The organism is Colwellia sp. Arc7-D (genome assembly GCF_003061515.1).
GTDB lineage: Bacteria > Pseudomonadota > Gammaproteobacteria > Enterobacterales > Alteromonadaceae > Cognaticolwellia.
Genome location: NZ_CP028924.1, coordinates 597,507 through 614,232 on the forward strand (window position 1 = coordinate 597,507; position 16,726 = coordinate 614,232).

Sequence of the window (16,726 nt, forward strand, 5' to 3'; positions counted from 1 at the left end):
ATACAAAGGGAGTCATGACCTGCTACTTTGCTAGTTTGAGAAAAATGTTAAAACATGTTGCTTCATCATTTGAAGTGACGTCGATTTTACCCGCATTAGTTTCTACTAATGCTTTAACAATCGCTAGGCCTAATCCAGCACCATCGCTGTGTCGCGTTCTTGACTTATCAGGTCGATAAAAACGGTCAAATAAATAGGGAATATGCTCAGCTGGTATCTTTTCTCCAGGGTTTATTACTGATATACAAGCTTGTCCATTGCTTGTAGTCGTCATGTTCACAGTGACTGATAAGCCTTTGGCGGTATAACGCATGGCATTTGATAACAAGTTAGATATTAATTGGCGAAAATGTAATTTATCGCAATAAAAAGTTAAATTTTCGCCTCGCTTTATAAACGTTATATTTTTTTCTTCAGCTAGCGCATCAAAATACTCAAACAATGCCGCTATTTCGGTATCACTATTTAATATCTGCTGCTCAGGTTTGATCAGGCCATTTTGTGTTTTTGCCAGCCACAACATATCGCTGACCATCTTGGTTAATCTATCTAGCTCTTCTAAGTTAGAGAATAATAACTCCTGATACTCTTCTAGTTTTCGTGGTCTTGATAGTCCAACCTGACTTTGAGTAATAATGTTTGTTAAAGGTGTTCTGAGTTCGTGAGCGATATCGGAGGAGAAATTTGATAAACGTAAAAATTCATTTTGTAATCTATCAAGCATTAAATTAAAAGAGCGCACCATATTAATTAATTCAGTGGGCACTTTGTCTTCATCTAATCTAATTTCAAAGTTATCGCTTTGGATATCCTGCATTTTTCTACTCAGGCCCCGTAAAGGGTTTAGTCCCTGATAAACAGCAAACCAAGCAGCTAGTAAAACCATTAGCCCTGAACAAAGCATAATAATCCATAAACTTTGTTTAAAGTGACTGAGAAATTGCATATGAAAACTCATATCAATAGCAACGGTGATTTTGTAGTTGGCCTGCTGACTACTATAATTGGTGACCAACACCCTATAAATAGACTTGCCAATACTGTGTCTGGTAATATTTTCGCCATTAAAACCAAAGGTTGTAGGCAAGGGGATGTTCAACTGGCTAAAGTCTCGGGGTGAGTTGCTATATATTAATTCACCTGCCTGGCTGTTCACTTGAAAATAAACACCGTGATGACCAGCCACGGCTTTTGATAAAGCGTTAGCTAGTGGCATTTTGGTATTGTGCTGTTGTGATAATGTTGTTTCAATTGAATGGTTAATCACCTTAAGCTCGCCAATATCTTGCTGAATAAAGTGGTGGTCAATAGAGCTATAGATAAGTGTACCGATAACAGAAAGGCTAAATACAGCGGTAATGGCAACAAACAACACAACTCTGAAGGTAATTGACCGAGTCCTGAAATTAATTTTCATTAAATTCAGCCTCTAATTTATAACCCATACCCCGAACAGTATGAATAAGTTTTACTCCAAACTCATCATCAATTTTTCCTCTTAATCGACGGATAGCAACGTCGATGACGTTTGTATCACTATCAAAGTTCATGTCCCAAACTTGAGAAGCAATTAATGAACGAGGTAAAACTTCGCCTTCTCGGCGGAGCAACAATTCAAGAAGGTTGAACTCTTTGTTACTTAATAGAATACGCTTACCTGCGCGCTGAACCTTGCGTTTGGGGATATCTATTTCTAAATCAGCCACTGTTAATATATCGGCAATCTTTTGGGTGCCGCCGCGGCGAATCAGTGTGCGTACTCTGGCTAATACTTCCGAAAAGGCAAACGGTTTTATCAGATAATCATCAGCACCTAGTTCAAGACCTTTTACTCTATCATCGACACTATCTCGCGCAGATAAAAATAATACAGGGGTCTCATTATTAGCTTCACGTAGGGATTGTAGAATTCGCCAACCGGAGACATCGGGTAACATCACATCTAAGATAATAACATCAAATAATTCAGTCATAGCGAAGTGGTGACCATCAAGGCCATTACGAGCTAACGACACCTGAAAGCCTGACTCACTTAAGCCTTGCTTTAAGTAGTCACCAGTTTTAACTTCGTCTTCAACAACTAATAAACGCATATAATTCCTTCAATAAAGTCCTTCATCACGGTTTCGATAACACTATGCAATATCTACTACAACAATAACATGACGCGAAGATTACAACTTTGTAATCTTCGCGTCATGTCAATGTCAGGCAAAACACTTATACTCTAGGTATATTCTAATATCAAAGGATAAGTAATGAGAGTTAAAGAGTCACTACATCCAACACATATGCCAAGAAGACGGTTTGTTCAAGGTTTAATTGCTGGCGGCGTGCTGGCGGCATGCCCTAGTATAATTTATGCTGCTTCATCACTAACCACAGGCAATAGAGGTAATGTAACAGAATTGAGCGGTAAAGTTATTGATTTGGTGATAGGTGAATCACTGGTTAATTTTACTGGTGTTGTGCGTACAGCGACAACAATTAATGGCTCTATACCTGCTCCAACCTTACGCCTTAAAGAAGGCGATGATGTCACTATTAGAGTAACCAATAATTTAAAGGTTCCTAGCTCAATTCACTGGCATGGCATTATTTTACCGTATCAAATGGATGGCGTCCCTGGCATAAGCTTCAAAGGTATAATGCCGGGTGAAACCTTTGTCTATAAATTTAAACTTCAACAAAGTGGCACCTATTGGTATCACTCACACAGTGGTTTCCAAGAAATGACCGGCATGTACGGTGCTTTAATTATCGAGCCTCGTGAGCAAGATATTATTAGTGCCGATAACGAATATGTCATTCAATTATCTGATTGGACTGACGAAAATCCAATGGATGTGTTTCGTAAATTAAAAGTGCAGGGTGATACCTACAATTTTAATCAACCGACTGTGCCTGAGTTTTTTGATGATGTCGCTAGTTCCAGTGTTGCTAATGCATTACAACGTCGAGAAATGTGGAATAAGATGCGAATGAATCCTACCGATCTCGCTGACTTATCCGCATCAACTATGACCTTTCTTATGAATGGCAGTACACCAATGGCAAATTGGCGAGGCCTATTTAAAAACGGTGAAAAGCTAAGACTAAGATTTATTAACGGCTCAAGTAATAGTTTTTTTGATGTGCGCATACCGGAACTTAAACTAACCGTCGTGCAGGCTGATGGACAAAATATTGAACCAGTCACTGTTGATGAATTTCGCTTTGGCCCAGGTGAAACTTACGATGTGATTGTTGAACCAAAAAATGATGCTTATACCATTTTTGCCCAAAGTATGGACCGTTCAGGTTATGCCAAAGGCACATTGTCAGTAGACCCTAGCCTTGATGCGCCTGTGCCAGCACTCGATCCTGTTGAATGGTTAACAATGACGGATATGATGGGGAACATGGCTAGTGGCGGTGAACATGGTTCAATGCCAGGTATGGCAGGCATGTCAGATATGTCGGGAAATGCTATGGATAAAGGCACTATGAAGCAAGGTGGTATGGCGATGGATCATAGCGCAATGTCTATGGATCATAGTATGCATAACATGGGTGGAAACCCATTGGCTGTCCCGAGTAATAAAGTACGTCACGCCAAAACAGAGTATGGCGCCTCGGTAGATATGCGAGTTGATATGCCGCGGACAAACTTAGACGATCCTGGTATTGGCTTACGCAATAATGGCCGTCGTGTTTTAACACTTGCAGACTTACGTTCACTTGACGGCATTGCCGATCACCAAGAGCCAGAAGCTGAAATAGAGTTGCATTTAACGGGTAATATGGAACGTTATAGCTGGTCTTTCGATGGTTTAGAGTTTGGTAAAAGTACGCCTGTGCATATGAAACATAATCAGCGATTACGCGTTATTTTACAAAACGATACCATGATGACACATCCTATGCATTTACATGGTATGTGGAGTGATTTGGAAAATGACCAAGGTGAGGTAATGGTTCGCCGACATACTATACCGGTGCAACCTGCGCAAAGAATTAGCTTTTTAACCACACCACATGATGTAGGTCGTTGGGCTTGGCATTGTCATCTATTGTTCCACATGGATGCCGGTATGTTTAGAGAGGTAGTTGTATCATGAGAAAAACAATCTTAGTTAACGCCTTAAATACGGTATTTCTCGTTGGCTTGTCGCTAGCGAGTCAACACACGCTTGCACAAAGTAATATGGCTGAAATGTCAGGTAATGAAATGCAAGCTCAAGGTGGTGATGCCCCACAAAATGCTAGGGATCCGCATGCTTACTCAGCAGGAACCACTTTAACCCAGGGGCCTTATGCTCTAGAAGGTGGTGAAAGGTTAACATTGGCTGATGAACATCGCTTTTATGCTTTATTAGGCGATCGGTTTGAATATAACGAACAAACTGATGCTGCCGTGTTTGATTTACAAGCGTGGTACGGTACTACTTTTAATCGCTTAGTGATCAAATCTGAAGGTGACATCAGTGACGGTAAGCTTGAGGAAAATCAAACTGATATATTATGGGGACATGCTATTTCTGCGTATTGGGATGCCCAACTAGGTATTCGATCTGATTACGCTAAAGATGGTAAAAATCGCCAATGGTTAGCCGTAGGTCTGCAAGGTTTAGCGCCGTATTGGTTTGAGCTTGATATGACTGCATATTTGGGCGAAAAGGGACATAGCGCATTCACACTTGAAGCAGAATATGAACTACTATTAACCCAAAAATTGATTGTGCAACCGCGCGCTGAAATCACCCTCTATGGCAAAGACGATGAGGAAAATGAACTTGGTAGTGGCTTATCTAGTAGTGCTATTGGTTTGCGACTTCGTTATGAGTTCACTCGCCAGTTTGCGCCTTACGTAGGAGTAGAATGGAAGAATTCTTACGGTCAAACGGCCGATTATGCCAGATTAAGAGGAGAACGCAGTAACCAAACTGAGTTTGTTACTGGTGTTAAATTTTGGTTTTAGCTAAGACACTTTATTTTATGATAAAGGTGAATTAAATGACGCTAGTCATCAAATAACGATGATTAATAAATCGATTTTTTGAAAATATTGCTTTGAGATCGAGACATAAACCCAATTAAACTTTATAAATTTAGGAGTAAACCATGAAAACGTTAACAAAATTAGCTTTAGTATTAATACCAACAATGGCCTTATCACTTTCAGCAACAGCACATGATCCTTCACTGCATGTAAAAAAAGCAGAAAAGGCGGATTGTAGCAAAATGGATCACAGTAAAATGGACATGAAAAATCCTGTTGCCATTGCCATGATGAAAAAATGTATGAAACAGTCAAAAGCTGAGGATCATAAAATGGAAGAAATGGACCACAGCAAAATGAAAGAAATGGACCACAGCAAAATGAAAGAAATGGACCACAGCAAAATGAAACAAACAGAGTCAAATGCTGCGAAGAAAGATGATCAAGAACACAATCATTAAGTCAACTTACTTAGTAGCTTAGCGTCTATGTCAGTATCCTGACGCTAAGTGACTTTTGAAACCTCAGTTCTTGAAGGGAATAGTATGAAAATCATTAAATTATTATTGGTACTTTTTGTTTTAGCTATCGGCTCAGCCGCTACTGTGATGTATTCAGGTATTGTTAATGTCGCCGCTGATGAGCCGCACAGTGATCTTGTCTATTGGCTGTTAGAAGAAACCAGAGAAAACTCTATTCGCAATGCGGCAAAAAATATCAAAGTTCCTGATTTAAGTGACCCAGAGTTATTACTAACCGGCGGCACTGATTATGAATTTATGTGTTCCAGTTGCCACCTAAAACCCGGTCAAAGTGAGAGTGATATGAGTCTAGGCTTATATCCTGCGCCGCCTAACTTGGCCATATCGAGTAAAACACATGTCGGTCATGAACATGGTGACGATGATGACGCTGCTCGGAGAAATTTTTGGATAATTAAGCATGGTATTAAAGCGTCTGGTATGCCTGCGTGGGGTAAAACCCATGACGATCAGCGCATATGGGCAATGGTAGCTTTTATCAATCAGCTATACACTTTAACACCAGAACAATATCAAATACTGACAGCGATTGATTAGATTTAACTAACAAATAAATAATAATAAATAATAACAGGAAGAATAATGATAAAAGTTAAGTTACCTACGATGCTTGTGTGTGTAATAAGTGTGTTTTTTACTAGTGTTAGTATTGCGCATGAGGCCAAGCCTAATTCATTAGAGCAATCGCCAATGTTTATTGGTATTAAATCTGTGCCTGGTCAGGTAGTTACACAATTTCATCAGGCATTGAAAGCACAAGATAAAATAGCCGCGAGAAAATTATTAGCAGATGACGTACTAATTTTTGAAGGTGGAGGAGTTGAGCGCTCAGCCGATGAATATGCCCATCATCATATGTTATCCGATATGAAATACCTAGCCGCCACAAACAGTGAGCTACTTGAGCATAATGTTAAAGTTACGGGTAATAGTGCGGTTTCAATGTCACGTAGTAAAACCACCGGCACATACAAAAACAAAACGCTTAATTACGAAGGCATGGAAACCATAGTGCTAGAAAAGCAACTTGGTGAGTGGAAGATAGTACATATTCACTGGTCAAATTAGCAACATGTAATGCCACTTTAGGGTTTTATTGTTCTGCAAAATATTACAACCTACAAAATAAGAGTCGTAGATATGAAGATTAAAAACATTTTAACAGCGATGATAGTTATCTTGAGCTTCTCAGTGAATGCTCACGGTGATAAAAATCATAACGATAAAAGCAAACAAGCCATTGTTGATATTATCTCAGGTATTAAATTTGGTTGGGAAAACGGTGATGGAACGCCTTTTAGAGAAAATTACTTAGACTTTAAAGGCGCTAGATATATAGAGTCTGGCGGTCAAAATCCAGGTTTAGACAGCTTAGTTAATCACCATGTTGAACCTGAAAAAGATGCCATGGAATACCTCGAATTAAATTTTTCCAATATAGAGGTTACTTTTGAAGGTAAAGATAAAGATTTTGCTTGGGCTATTGCTGATAGCGCAGTAAAAGGAAAAGTAAGAAAATCTGGTAAGGTATTTGATAAAACCGGCTATCAAACTTTCTTATTTCGTAAAGTAGAAGGGGATTGGAAGGTTGTTCATACCCATTCTTCAACACGTGATAAACGTCCTAAAGCAGCTTACAAACATTAACGGTTAATGGGTTGTATCTCAGTATTAATAATGCAGCTATAGCTTATGTTTTAACTGCATTTTTATAAGCCAATTTAATATTTTATTTTGTCATATTAATAAAACTTTAACGCCAAAACAGAAACGCTTTAAGAAGCAAAGTCAGGTTTTAAAATTTTGACGAAGCACACTCAGTTTAACCCCTCGCTGAAGTAATTATGATGGCTTAAATACCCGCATATCATTAAAGGAGCAAGCACTAAGGTGACATTACTTAGTGCTTTAAATAAAAGAAACCACATCAACCGGTTTTATTAACCTTTAAGTTGTTGAAGTTTCAATATAAATACTTATGATTTAAAATGTGCGTAAAATTGGTCTTAAACGTTACCAGCATCCCAACTTTTCATTTTTCGGTAAATCGTTGATGCACTAACGCCTAAGTGTGCTGCAGCAAGTGGAATGTTACCGCTACAGGCTTCTATGGCATGTTCAATCGTATTTTTCTCTACTAGCCACATAGGTATTATGCCTGCGGAACTACCTTGAATAGGCTGTATTTTTTCTGCCGCCATAATATGTTGTGTGGATCTTTTCGCGACTGTTGTTGATTTAGTTATTTCACCATCTGATTGACCGAACGTTGCTGGCAACATATCTGTTGTGATGCTTTCACCGGTATGAATAACCACCATATTCTCTATGACATTTTGTAATTCACGTATATTGCCCGGCCAGTCATATTGTAAAAACAACTTTTGTACTTCTGCTGAAAACTGTTTGAAGTCTTTATTATTTTGGCTACTTTTATCCGCTAGGATGGCATTGGCTAACAATAGTATGTCGTTACCGCGCTCTCTAAGCGCAGGTAGTTGTACTGGAATTACATTCAAACGATAATATAAGTCTTCGCGAAAACGTCCTTCGCCTACTTCTTCGGCTGGATTTCTGTTGGTTGCACATACTACACGTACATCACTTTGCAACACTTCACTACTGCCGACGCGATTAAAGGTACCTGTTTGCAAGAAGCGTAATAGCTTAGCTTGCAGGTTTAAATCCATTTCACATAATTCATCTAAAAATAAGGTGCCACCGTTTGCGACTTCAACTGCACCTTTACGGTCGGCGAGTGCGCCACTAAACGAACCCTTAACATGGCCAAAAAATTCTGATTCAAATAAGTCTTTTGGAATAGCAGCACAGTTAATGGCGATAAGTGGGCCTACTCTGCGACTACTCGATTGATGTAATTGCTGCGCACAAACCTCTTTTCCGGTACCACTTTCGCCCGTCACAAATACACTGGCTTTACTGCGTGATGCGCTATCGAGTAAGCGAAAAACCGTTTGCATCGCCAATGACTCACCAACAAAGTTAATTTTGTCGGCTGGCTCAGGCGATTCTTCAATTTCTTTTGGGTTACTTTCCAGCATCAGCTGCTTTACAGCGTCATTTACTGAGGTCAACATACGTTCGCGGGTGAAAGGTTTTTCGATAAAATCAAAACCGCCTAAGCGCATGGCATCAACAGCAATTTCGATAGAGCTGTTAGAAGTAATAATAATAACCCTAGCTGGCGATGCTTGTTTATTAACGAATTGTAAAACATCTAAACCACTAATATCAGGTAAGCAGACATCTTGAATAATAACGCTGGGCATTTTTTCTTTAATGGCAACCAAAGCGGAATAACCATCAACAAAATGACGGGTTTGATAACCCACACTTTCTAGTTGTGAGCTATATAAAGCGCCACTCGAAACACTGTCTTCTACGATATAAACCAAAGGGCTAGCTTTGTTACCTGCCATTGTGCAACTCCATTAATTTTTAATTATATTTCTCGTTATATTGCAACAAGGTATTTTCCATCAACGACAATATAATATTGTCTGAGGCCGCTAAGGGATTATTCAATATAGTGAGCTGATCATTTATCTGTGTTGCTTTTGCTGATAGTGGCATGGCGCCATATAAGGCAGCTGAATTTTTAATAATATGGGTAATATCAGCAATGGCGTTGCTATCTAGGCCATTAAAAGCCTTCACTAATTTTAAGTGTAGATCAGTCATCTCGTCAATAAACAGCTTGATCAAGCGTAAACAGGTCTCTTCGCCTAAATCGGCAGTCATCTGTTTAATAACGCTTTGATCCATTAAATCTGTCATTTACTTCTCCAGTGGTGATGCAACTGAGTGCACTTTAGACACTATTGCAAAATGCTATGTAATACGCAAATATCTTCAGCGAATTAATCGCTATTAACTTCTACCCCAACGGCGTAAGTTCTCATCAATAGAGACTGGGCGTCCAAGTAAATAACCTTGTGCCGTATCACAACCTAATTGATTTAGGATCTGTAGTTGGGTTTCATCTTCGATACCTTCAGCAACAATATGCATTCCTAAGCGTTGTGCCATGGCAATAATAGCACTACATAAGGTAAAGTCCTCATTACAGGTTGCTATACCGTCGACAAAGCTTTTATCGATTTTTAAACCATTAATTTTAAATTCTCGTAATAAACTTAAAGAGGCAAAACCGGTTCCAAAGTCATCAACCCAAACCTGTATGCCTTCTTGTTGAAAGGCTTGAAAAACTTTAGCAATAACTTGTGGATTTTTAATTAATGCGGTTTCCGTCAATTCAAGTTTGATACAGCGTGTTGGAATGTCTAATTTTTTAACTAAGGTCATTATTTGCTCAAAAATATTGGTTTCTGCAATCTGTACCGCTGACACATTAATAGAAACGGTAATATCTTTAAGGCCATATTGTAGAAAGCGCTTTAAATCTAATAGCACTTGTTTAAATATCCAATCTCCTAGCTCAATAATTTGCCCGTTTTGCTCAGCGTGCGGAATAAATTTATCAGGTGAAATAAAACCAAACTGCGGAGATTGGCATCTTACTAATGCTTCAAAGCCGACTAATTTACTTGTTTGCATAGAGAATAAAGGTTGGTAAACCATAGAAAAATGGCGGTTTTGTAATGCATCTTCAATGATAGTGGTTAAATTATCCATTTTAGATGATGTGCGTACTTGCATATTATTTACGGCTACAGCTTGGCTAGCGTGAGTATTCATTTTGAAGTGTCCGATTATTGTTTAAGTATCACTACTAACGCAATTGATAGGCCACAAAATTAAATTAATTTACAATTAACTTAACTTGTTGTTTATTAAGTAAAATAAAGTCCTGCTTTTTCTGGGAGTATGTTGCCTTTAATGACTATTCGCAAAATGCAAAGCAAAATAGAAAGTGTATGTGCAAAATGCAATTCACCTTGTTCACAGGTGAATGCGCTTGAGAAATAGTTAAACGAATAAAGCAACATCGAGATAAATTTTTCGATGTTGCTTTATAAACTAAGGTCTTTAAGTGAAGAGGTAAGGGTTAATTATTACCTTCGCCAGTAGGTGGGGTTGGATACCATTCATCACCTTCGGTTCTCCCTCCTGCGGCAGGTAAATTAATTTGAAAAGGTGGTGTAAAAGACTGTAATGCATTTTGTCCTGGATTATTAATATCTTCGACCGATTGCGCCTTACGTAAACCTAAGCCTGAGCACAATGCGCCGCCACCTGTCGCTGATGTGTAATCAGTACCGTTGGGGCAACATTGATCGGCTAGACCCAAAAAGCTCCCCGATACTTCATAGTATCCTGCTGGACAAGCACACTGGCCTTTATCGTTCGTACCACAGCCAGCATCACAGATACCAGTCTTTCCACCTAAGCCATTACCATTATTGTTACTTGCTGGGGCACAAGACATTGGAGCTTCACCCGCAGGGACCGGTAAATCAAACGGTGATTCACAAGGCTCTCCCGTGACCACTTTTTGTGACATATAACGCGAGCCAACTGGAGAGCCGGTACCACCGACTAATTCAGGCAATTCACAGGCTTGAATAGTTTCACGAAACAAGTGACCGGGTAAACCATTTGGTGAGCGACCAATGGCATAATTAGGCGCACCTTGAAGGGCTTGGAAATAGCTTACCGCCCCGGTACCGGGCAATCGGCTCACACCAACGTCATCCATTGCTTCGTTACTCACTGGTTTGATACAAGGGTCGCCTTGGCAGTTTAATTCAGTGTAGTAAATGGCTTCTCGACTGGTAAATCTGTCGTCGCGTACACCAATTAACGCACGATAATTTTGCTCTGGCTCCGTTGATGTGCGATCGATATAGAATAGTTGTGGTGCATCATGTTCATCTAAAGTCACCATTTCGCCCAATACCACACCGTTATCGTCAGCGACTATAATGGTATTGTCGAGCTGTTGTACTTTTTGTTTAAATAAGGCGTCACGAACAGCCACTATACCAACAAAGCTACCGATCACTAAAATTGTAACCAGCAAAATCAGCTCAATGGTTAAGACATAACCTTGCTGTAATTTTTTATTTTGCCTCGCCGTAAAGTGACTACCTAACGTAAACTTATTCATATTGCTCCCTCATTTAATCCATTTATGTACGGTTTCGAAGTAATGCAGCCGTTATAGTATCTCTCCAAGTAATGACATTATCTCGCTAATTTGCTGTCCAGCAGGAAAAAATACCAAGACAAAAAACATTGGAAAACACACCATTGCCATTGGCAAGGTTGACTCTAGCGCCTTGCGATTTATTCTACTGGTCAGCTGCTGCTCTTGTTGTAAGCGTAGAAAATCGGCAAGTGACTGTAATCCATCACTAACTGGGCTGCCAACATTAACACCGGCCTTAATGATCACTGCCAATTTATTTAATGAGTCAACTCCGGTTCTGTTTGATAGTTGATCAAATGCTTCGGCTCTGTCTCTACCTGCATCTAACTCATAAGCAATTAACTCTAGTTCGGCAGCCAATGGGTTGTTTTTATGAAGACCAAATTGACCTGCTTTACGAAAAGCATTACTCAGTGACAAACCTGATTTAAGAAAGACAATGAGTAAGTTTGTAAAAAATACTAATGAAAGTTTTATCTGGTTACGTCGAGCGTTACGCTTTAGCAACAAGCTGATATCCAGTAGAAAAAAAGCTAATACAGCTCCACAGCTAACTAGTAGAGAGCTATTAAAAAACTCAAGCAATAAAAAGCTGATAACTGCAACACTGCCCCATTTCACTGCCCAATACCATAACCAATAACGAGCAGATGGTATACCACATTGACGAACTAGTTTATCTGGATATATAAGGTATTGCTTTTTTTTATGGGTAAAAGGTTCTTCAATTAAGCTTTTTTCTTGCTTAAGAACTTGCACTAATAGGTATAGTGATAAACACAGCATTAACAGAAAAATAATATCAATGGTACTAAACATATTCATTGTTCTATCCTCGCAATACGGCGTAACCATAAATAGCCACTAAATTGTAAAAATAACGCCCCGCCTAAATAAGTAGGCCCAGAGGGGTGTTGTAATAAAGCGTCAAACCAACCCGGTTGTTGCCATAATAATATAGGGATCAATATGTAAGGTAATACACCACATAACATAGCAGCATAACGAGTGCCCGATAAGTGAGTGTCTATTTGTATTTGGTGACGTTGGCGATCTCTGATGATCTGATTCACCGAATTTAGCATAAAAGTTAAATCACTCCCCGATTGATACCGGGCGATAACGACTTGCGCAAACAAACGTGTAGCGACACAATTATACTTTGTTGTTAAGCGCACAACGGCTGTTTCTGGGCTACACCCCATATCTAATCTATCCAGCATTTCGGTTAACTCTAATTTAACTTGGCCTTTACTGGATTGTGCCGCCATAAGAATCGCTTGATGTTGAGATTGCCCACTACTTAATGCTGCCTTCATCATATCTAGAGCTTCAGCTAAATCTTTTTCAATCTTTTTTATCTTTCGTTTAGCCGCATCACTAATACTATTAAAACAAAATACTATAGCAGCCATCGCGGCAATACTTGCCACAGGTAGGTGACCAGGAAATACCTCTAATAGCAGCATGAATATAGTTGTTGCAATAAGCGCTATACCAATAACAACTGACCAAACGGGTAAGTTAAGGTTAAGCGTTTTTAACCAACCTGCTAAGGTAGAGGGAACTTTTGCGTTAACTTCTGAGCTTGCTGACTCTTCCTTACGGTGAGATCTTTTACGCCACCAAGTCAACACAATAAAAGACATAACTGATGAGCAAAGGCTTAAGGCAATTAATTCAACATTTAACATAAGTAATCTGCCGTCAATAAAGCATCGAACAAGTCACCGGTGTAGCCTTTAGCCTCTACTTTAGCGGCTAACTCGGTTTGTTGACCTAGGCTGATATGGCGACCACTGATTGTATCTAATGCGCTATCGTTATCATGACGAAAAGTAAATAATTCACGAATTTCGTTTTTATCATCATGGCGAACTAACTCACTGATACTAACAATGCGTCGGCTACCATCACGAAAGCGCATTACTTGTACGATTAACTGTACTGATGCTGCAATCATCTGCCGAATAGCATCTCGCGAAAAACCACGTTCGCCCATTAAGGCTAAGGTTTCCATGCGGCTAATGACATCTTTGGGGCTGTTTGCATGTAAGGTAGTAAGACTACCGTCATGCCCAACATTCATAGCTTGTAGCATGTCTAGTACCTCAATACCTCGTACTTCACCAACAACTATTCTATCGGCTCGCATACGCAGTGCGTTTCTTACTAGGTCACTTAAGGTTACTGCACCAAAACCTTCACTGTTTACGTGACGAGATTCTAATGGGATAACATGAGGATGGTTTAGTTGTAATTCTGCGGTTTCTTCAACTGTAACAATACGTTCACTGACGGGAATGAAACCAGAAATTACATTAAGTAAGGTGGTTTTACCTGCACCTGCGCTGCCTGCAATAACGATGTTGATCCCTGAAGCTACTGAAAGCTCTAAAAAATCTAGCATTGTTTGACTTAAAAAGCCTTTGTCTACTAATTGATCGGCGGTTAGCTTTTCAGAGTGAAAACGTCGAATAGAGACAATGGGACCGGTTTCACACAACGGCGGGATAATGGCATGTAAACGACTGCCATCAGGTAACCTGGCATCCACCATCGGTTGTCGAGCATCTAACTGGCGTCCTTGAGCTCCAATAATACGATCTAAAAATAGACGTAAATGACTTTCATTATCAAACTGTAAGTCAGTGCGAGTCAAACGGCCATTTTTATCTACCCAGATTTCATCTGGACCATTAATTAGAATATCGGTAATACCAGCTTCACTCATCAGACCTGAAATAGGTCCCATGCCGGTTAATTCTTGCATAATTTCTTGGCGTAAAAGGCTTATCTCGTCCAAGCTTAGTGCTGGTTCTAGTTTTGGGCGAATGTCTGTCAATAACTCATCAAGACGGTTTGCTAATCGTTGAGGATCTTTTAATAGATGAATACCTTCTTCTTCCATTCCATCAATAAGACGATTATGCAGAAAACGACGTAGCTCTCGCAAGCGGCTAGTGTCTATTTCAGTTGTGTTTGTTGTGGTAAAATTTAATGTCTTTGACGATAACATGATTTATCTCCCTTCTCTGGTTAGTACCAACTTAATTAAACACTCTTACGCTTGAACGTTGAACACCGGCGACCATTTCTACTTGGCGAAAGCGTTGTTTTGGATCAATATTTTGCTGAGTACCTTGCGCCAGATCGTATGCACTGTGAAAAATCATCGATACACGGTCGCTGGCACTGATGCTAGCTAGGGGATATACATCGGAAGGGCGAACCGCCACAACTAATGATATACCTGCTTGGCTTTGTGCTTGTTTATTTTTAGGCATCAACATATTTTTCAGCCCATTGGCCTCTGCTTTTACTGCTGCAGGATGATTAATGCCGATGAGTTGTACGTCACGCGCTACTGTTCTAACACCGTTACGGCTTTTAACGATAACATCGAAGCGGTCACCGTCGCCTAATTGTCCATAAGGCAAACCTTTTTGTAAGTGGTCTAAGGTATACAGTACTCGTCCTGGTGGGATCGCATGAGATAATGATTTTTTTTCTGGTTGCTTTAAATCACGAGCAAACACGGCACTACCACCAGATTTATTTACCTGTAAGGTTTTCCCCATCAATTGTCGAGGATTTTGAATAGTGCCATCAATGGCATCTTGGTCTATGCGCTGTTGTTTAAGAAATTCGGGTGTAATCACTTGACCGGCAGACATGTCAGCACTGATGGTCCAGGCCATATCAGTACTCAATTTGTCATACTGACGAACGCCGAGTGCTGAGGCTAACATACCTGATACAGTGAAAAGGAGCATGGCGCCAGTTGCGCCACCTGTGAACGTACTTTTCATATATCACCTCATTAGTTAGTTAAAAGTAGACGCTTAAGACGGAAACAACTTTTGTGCGACTCCGTCTATAAGCGATGTCTCATTAGTTTTTCAGGCTACCCACATTACTAGATGAGTTAGCACCAGCACTTGGCGTGCCACTGATAGCAGACGCCGACTCAGAAAAGTCAGTATTAATGAATTCAAATGTCGCACCGTCACCAGCATTTGTATCTACGGCATCAATAAAGCCAGAGCCACTAATTTCAGCAGTACCTTCTGCGTTTTTAATACCATCGTAAGCATAACTTTGGTCGAGTGAGCCAATAGCTTCAGCGACATCTTCCATTTCAGCCGTTACGGCATCACGCATGGTAGTTAAACCGACAACTAAGCCAATAACGATAGTAGTGGATAACAGTAATAACTCTGATGTCATCACAAATCCGCCTTGCTTCTTTTTCATTGCTTGCTTGTTTTTAATAAATTTCATAATTATTACCTCGGGTGATTTTAATTAGTTGTTTAGTACACTCACCAATTAATGTGGTTGAGCTTGTACTAGATAATGCTAGGGCTGTGCCAAATGTAAGTTAAAACTCAGTAAATAATTAAAAACTCATATAAAACAGAGTGATAAAATATTTTTATTGTTTTTTATGTCATTGAGTATGACGAAGATGTTGGGCATAAATAGATTCTGATTTGCATTTTGCAAATCACTTTCAATACAATTGTTTATATTTTCAAAATGAGAGTGATAACGTATTATTTGAGATTAATAAAGTTAAAAGCTAGTGACACGAACAAGGAAGGTGCTTGGATTGGACAATAATAAGTTATCAGTTTTTTTAATGCATTTACCTTGTAATCGTTTCGAACATAACAACCTCATTAAGATAAATCGTACTACCCGCTGGTTTATATACAGTAAGTGTTTGACCAATCAGTTTGTCATGACTTTGGATTGAACCATATATTTTCTTGGGTTTAATGTAAGCTTCAGTCAATAAATCAGCCGTAATAGTTTGGCCTGCGGCTAGCTCGGCTTTCGTTACCCAAGCTGAAACCATAAATAATTGCTCCATTTTTTTCAGAACAATATCTGAAGTGAATAATGGTAAACAAATAAATAATACCATTACGCTACAACTGCTAACTTTTATAAATTTTTTCATATGTTACCTCGTTGAATGTATAGCTAAACTATTTATGCGCTGAGCATGCTTTCTTTGAGCTAATTGTGAATATAGGTAAATAATATTTTAAATTGATTGAG

At 39.4% G+C, this 16,726-nt stretch carries 18 protein-coding genes; 6 read left to right on the forward strand and 12 right to left on the reverse strand.

The genetic code is table 11. From position 1 onward, the window contains the following. Positions 1-22: 22 nt before the first annotated feature. Together DBO93_RS02590 and DBO93_RS02595 are read right to left on the reverse strand one after the other, a co-directional pair. Positions 23-1,417 (reverse strand): heavy metal sensor histidine kinase, encoded by a 1,395-nt coding sequence (locus tag DBO93_RS02590; protein WP_108454934.1) that lies wholly within the window; start codon positions 1,415-1,417, stop codon positions 23-25. Beyond that, a complete protein-coding gene (locus DBO93_RS02595) occupies positions 1,407-2,093 on the reverse strand; it encodes a heavy metal response regulator transcription factor (protein ID WP_108454935.1) in 687 nt (228 codons plus the stop codon). Before DBO93_RS02595 ends, DBO93_RS02590 begins: the two co-directional genes overlap by 11 nt. 165 nt (positions 2,094-2,258) lie before the next feature. On the opposite strand from DBO93_RS02595, the gene DBO93_RS02600 reads away from it, so the two are divergent. From DBO93_RS02600 to DBO93_RS02625, 6 genes are all read left to right on the forward strand, one after another. Beyond that, a complete protein-coding gene (locus DBO93_RS02600; protein ID WP_108454936.1) occupies positions 2,259-4,100 on the forward strand; it encodes a copper resistance system multicopper oxidase in 1,842 nt (613 codons plus the stop codon). Further along, a complete protein-coding gene (locus DBO93_RS02605; protein ID WP_108454937.1) occupies positions 4,097-4,960 on the forward strand; it encodes a copper resistance protein B in 864 nt (287 codons plus the stop codon). Before DBO93_RS02600 ends, DBO93_RS02605 begins: the two co-directional genes overlap by 4 nt. Positions 4,961-5,103: 143 nt before the next feature. After that, positions 5,104-5,442: a hypothetical protein gene (locus DBO93_RS02610; RefSeq protein ID WP_108454938.1), complete on the forward strand. Its 339-nt coding sequence runs from the start codon at positions 5,104-5,106 to the stop codon at positions 5,440-5,442. A gap of 84 nt (positions 5,443-5,526) precedes the next feature. Next, positions 5,527-6,060 carry a cytochrome c gene (locus tag DBO93_RS02615; RefSeq protein WP_108454939.1) on the forward strand — a complete coding sequence of 178 codons (534 nt, stop codon included), beginning with the start codon at positions 5,527-5,529 and terminating at the stop codon, positions 6,058-6,060. Positions 6,061-6,105: 45 nt separating this feature from the next. Beyond that, positions 6,106-6,591, forward strand: coding sequence for a nuclear transport factor 2 family protein (locus tag DBO93_RS02620; RefSeq protein ID WP_239059086.1), 486 nt, complete (start codon positions 6,106-6,108; stop codon positions 6,589-6,591). Between the two features lie 72 nt (positions 6,592-6,663). Beyond that, positions 6,664-7,170 carry a nuclear transport factor 2 family protein gene (locus DBO93_RS02625; RefSeq protein ID WP_108454940.1) on the forward strand — a complete coding sequence of 169 codons (507 nt, stop codon included), beginning with the start codon at positions 6,664-6,666 and terminating at the stop codon, positions 7,168-7,170. A gap of 359 nt (positions 7,171-7,529) precedes the next feature. Here the strand turns inward: DBO93_RS02625 and DBO93_RS02630 are convergent, their stop codons facing one another. The 10 genes from DBO93_RS02630 to DBO93_RS02675 all read right to left on the reverse strand — a co-directional run bounded on the left by DBO93_RS02630 (position 7,530) and on the right by DBO93_RS02675 (position 16,625). Beyond that, positions 7,530-8,963, reverse strand: a complete 1,434-nt coding sequence (locus DBO93_RS02630) for a sigma-54 dependent transcriptional regulator (RefSeq protein WP_108454941.1) — start codon at positions 8,961-8,963, stop codon at positions 7,530-7,532. A 19-nt stretch (positions 8,964-8,982) separates the two neighbouring features. Continuing rightward, positions 8,983-9,321, reverse strand: coding sequence for an Hpt domain-containing protein (locus DBO93_RS02635; protein ID WP_108454942.1), 339 nt, complete (start codon positions 9,319-9,321; stop codon positions 8,983-8,985). 93 nt (positions 9,322-9,414) lie between these two features. Continuing rightward, positions 9,415-10,242: an EAL domain-containing protein gene (locus DBO93_RS02640; RefSeq protein ID WP_239059087.1), complete on the reverse strand. Its 828-nt coding sequence runs from the start codon at positions 10,240-10,242 to the stop codon at positions 9,415-9,417. 310 nt (positions 10,243-10,552) lie between these two features. Continuing rightward, positions 10,553-11,614, reverse strand: coding sequence for a hypothetical protein (locus DBO93_RS02645; protein ID WP_108454943.1), 1,062 nt, complete (start codon positions 11,612-11,614; stop codon positions 10,553-10,555). A 51-nt stretch (positions 11,615-11,665) separates the two neighbouring features. Then, the gene (locus DBO93_RS02650) at positions 11,666-12,481 is read right to left on the reverse strand and encodes a type II secretion system F family protein (protein ID WP_162533706.1); all 816 of its coding nucleotides are present in this window, start codon (positions 12,479-12,481) and stop codon (positions 11,666-11,668) included. Beyond that, on the reverse strand, positions 12,478-13,350 hold the full coding sequence (locus DBO93_RS02655) for a type II secretion system F family protein (protein ID WP_108454945.1): 873 nt from the start codon (positions 13,348-13,350) through the stop codon (positions 12,478-12,480). The genes DBO93_RS02650 and DBO93_RS02655 overlap by 4 nt, the downstream gene beginning before the upstream one ends. Further along, positions 13,344-14,675 (reverse strand): CpaF family protein, encoded by a 1,332-nt coding sequence (locus tag DBO93_RS02660; RefSeq protein WP_108454946.1) that lies wholly within the window; start codon positions 14,673-14,675, stop codon positions 13,344-13,346. The genes DBO93_RS02655 and DBO93_RS02660 overlap by 7 nt, the downstream gene beginning before the upstream one ends. A 31-nt stretch (positions 14,676-14,706) precedes the next feature. Beyond that, positions 14,707-15,468, reverse strand: a complete 762-nt coding sequence (locus tag DBO93_RS02665) for an SAF domain-containing protein (RefSeq protein WP_108454947.1) — start codon at positions 15,466-15,468, stop codon at positions 14,707-14,709. Between the two features lie 82 nt (positions 15,469-15,550). Continuing rightward, positions 15,551-15,940, reverse strand: a complete 390-nt coding sequence (locus tag DBO93_RS02670; protein WP_108454948.1) for a hypothetical protein — start codon at positions 15,938-15,940, stop codon at positions 15,551-15,553. Positions 15,941-16,307: 367 nt separating this feature from the next. Beyond that, positions 16,308-16,625, reverse strand: a complete 318-nt coding sequence (locus DBO93_RS02675) for an SAF domain-containing protein (protein WP_108454949.1) — start codon at positions 16,623-16,625, stop codon at positions 16,308-16,310. Between the last annotated feature and the right edge of the window lie 101 nt (positions 16,626-16,726).

Excerpts from the sequence above, each read along its gene's own strand:
- DBO93_RS02625 (WP_108454940.1), top strand. The coding sequence starts at position 6,664 with ATGAAGATTAAAAACATTTTAACAGCGATGATAGTTATCTTGAGCTTC.
- DBO93_RS02610 (WP_108454938.1), top strand. The coding sequence starts at position 5,104 with ATGAAAACGTTAACAAAATTAGCTTTAGTATTAATACCAACAATGGCC.
- DBO93_RS02615 (WP_108454939.1), top strand. The coding sequence starts at position 5,527 with ATGAAAATCATTAAATTATTATTGGTACTTTTTGTTTTAGCTATCGGC.
- DBO93_RS02655 (WP_108454945.1), bottom strand. The coding sequence starts at position 13,350 with ATGTTAAATGTTGAATTAATTGCCTTAAGCCTTTGCTCATCAGTTATG.
- DBO93_RS02675 (WP_108454949.1), bottom strand. The coding sequence starts at position 16,625 with ATGAAAAAATTTATAAAAGTTAGCAGTTGTAGCGTAATGGTATTATTT.
- DBO93_RS02620 (WP_239059086.1), top strand. The coding sequence starts at position 6,106 with ATGATAAAAGTTAAGTTACCTACGATGCTTGTGTGTGTAATAAGTGTG.
- DBO93_RS02630 (WP_108454941.1), bottom strand. The coding sequence starts at position 8,963 with ATGGCAGGTAACAAAGCTAGCCCTTTGGTTTATATCGTAGAAGACAGT.
- DBO93_RS02650 (WP_162533706.1), bottom strand. The coding sequence starts at position 12,481 with ATGAATATGTTTAGTACCATTGATATTATTTTTCTGTTAATGCTGTGT.
- DBO93_RS02595 (WP_108454935.1), bottom strand. The coding sequence starts at position 2,093 with ATGCGTTTATTAGTTGTTGAAGACGAAGTTAAAACTGGTGACTACTTA.
- DBO93_RS02660 (WP_108454946.1), bottom strand. The coding sequence starts at position 14,675 with ATGTTATCGTCAAAGACATTAAATTTTACCACAACAAACACAACTGAA.
- DBO93_RS02665 (WP_108454947.1), bottom strand. The coding sequence starts at position 15,468 with ATGAAAAGTACGTTCACAGGTGGCGCAACTGGCGCCATGCTCCTTTTC.
- DBO93_RS02645 (WP_108454943.1), bottom strand. The coding sequence starts at position 11,614 with ATGAATAAGTTTACGTTAGGTAGTCACTTTACGGCGAGGCAAAATAAA.
- DBO93_RS02640 (WP_239059087.1), bottom strand. The coding sequence starts at position 10,242 with ATGAATACTCACGCTAGCCAAGCTGTAGCCGTAAATAATATGCAAGTA.
- DBO93_RS02590 (WP_108454934.1), bottom strand. The coding sequence starts at position 1,417 with ATGAAAATTAATTTCAGGACTCGGTCAATTACCTTCAGAGTTGTGTTG.
- DBO93_RS02670 (WP_108454948.1), bottom strand. The coding sequence starts at position 15,940 with ATGAAATTTATTAAAAACAAGCAAGCAATGAAAAAGAAGCAAGGCGGA.
- DBO93_RS02605 (WP_108454937.1), top strand. The coding sequence starts at position 4,097 with ATGAGAAAAACAATCTTAGTTAACGCCTTAAATACGGTATTTCTCGTT.
- DBO93_RS02600 (WP_108454936.1), top strand. The coding sequence starts at position 2,259 with ATGAGAGTTAAAGAGTCACTACATCCAACACATATGCCAAGAAGACGG.
- DBO93_RS02635 (WP_108454942.1), bottom strand. The coding sequence starts at position 9,321 with ATGACAGATTTAATGGATCAAAGCGTTATTAAACAGATGACTGCCGAT.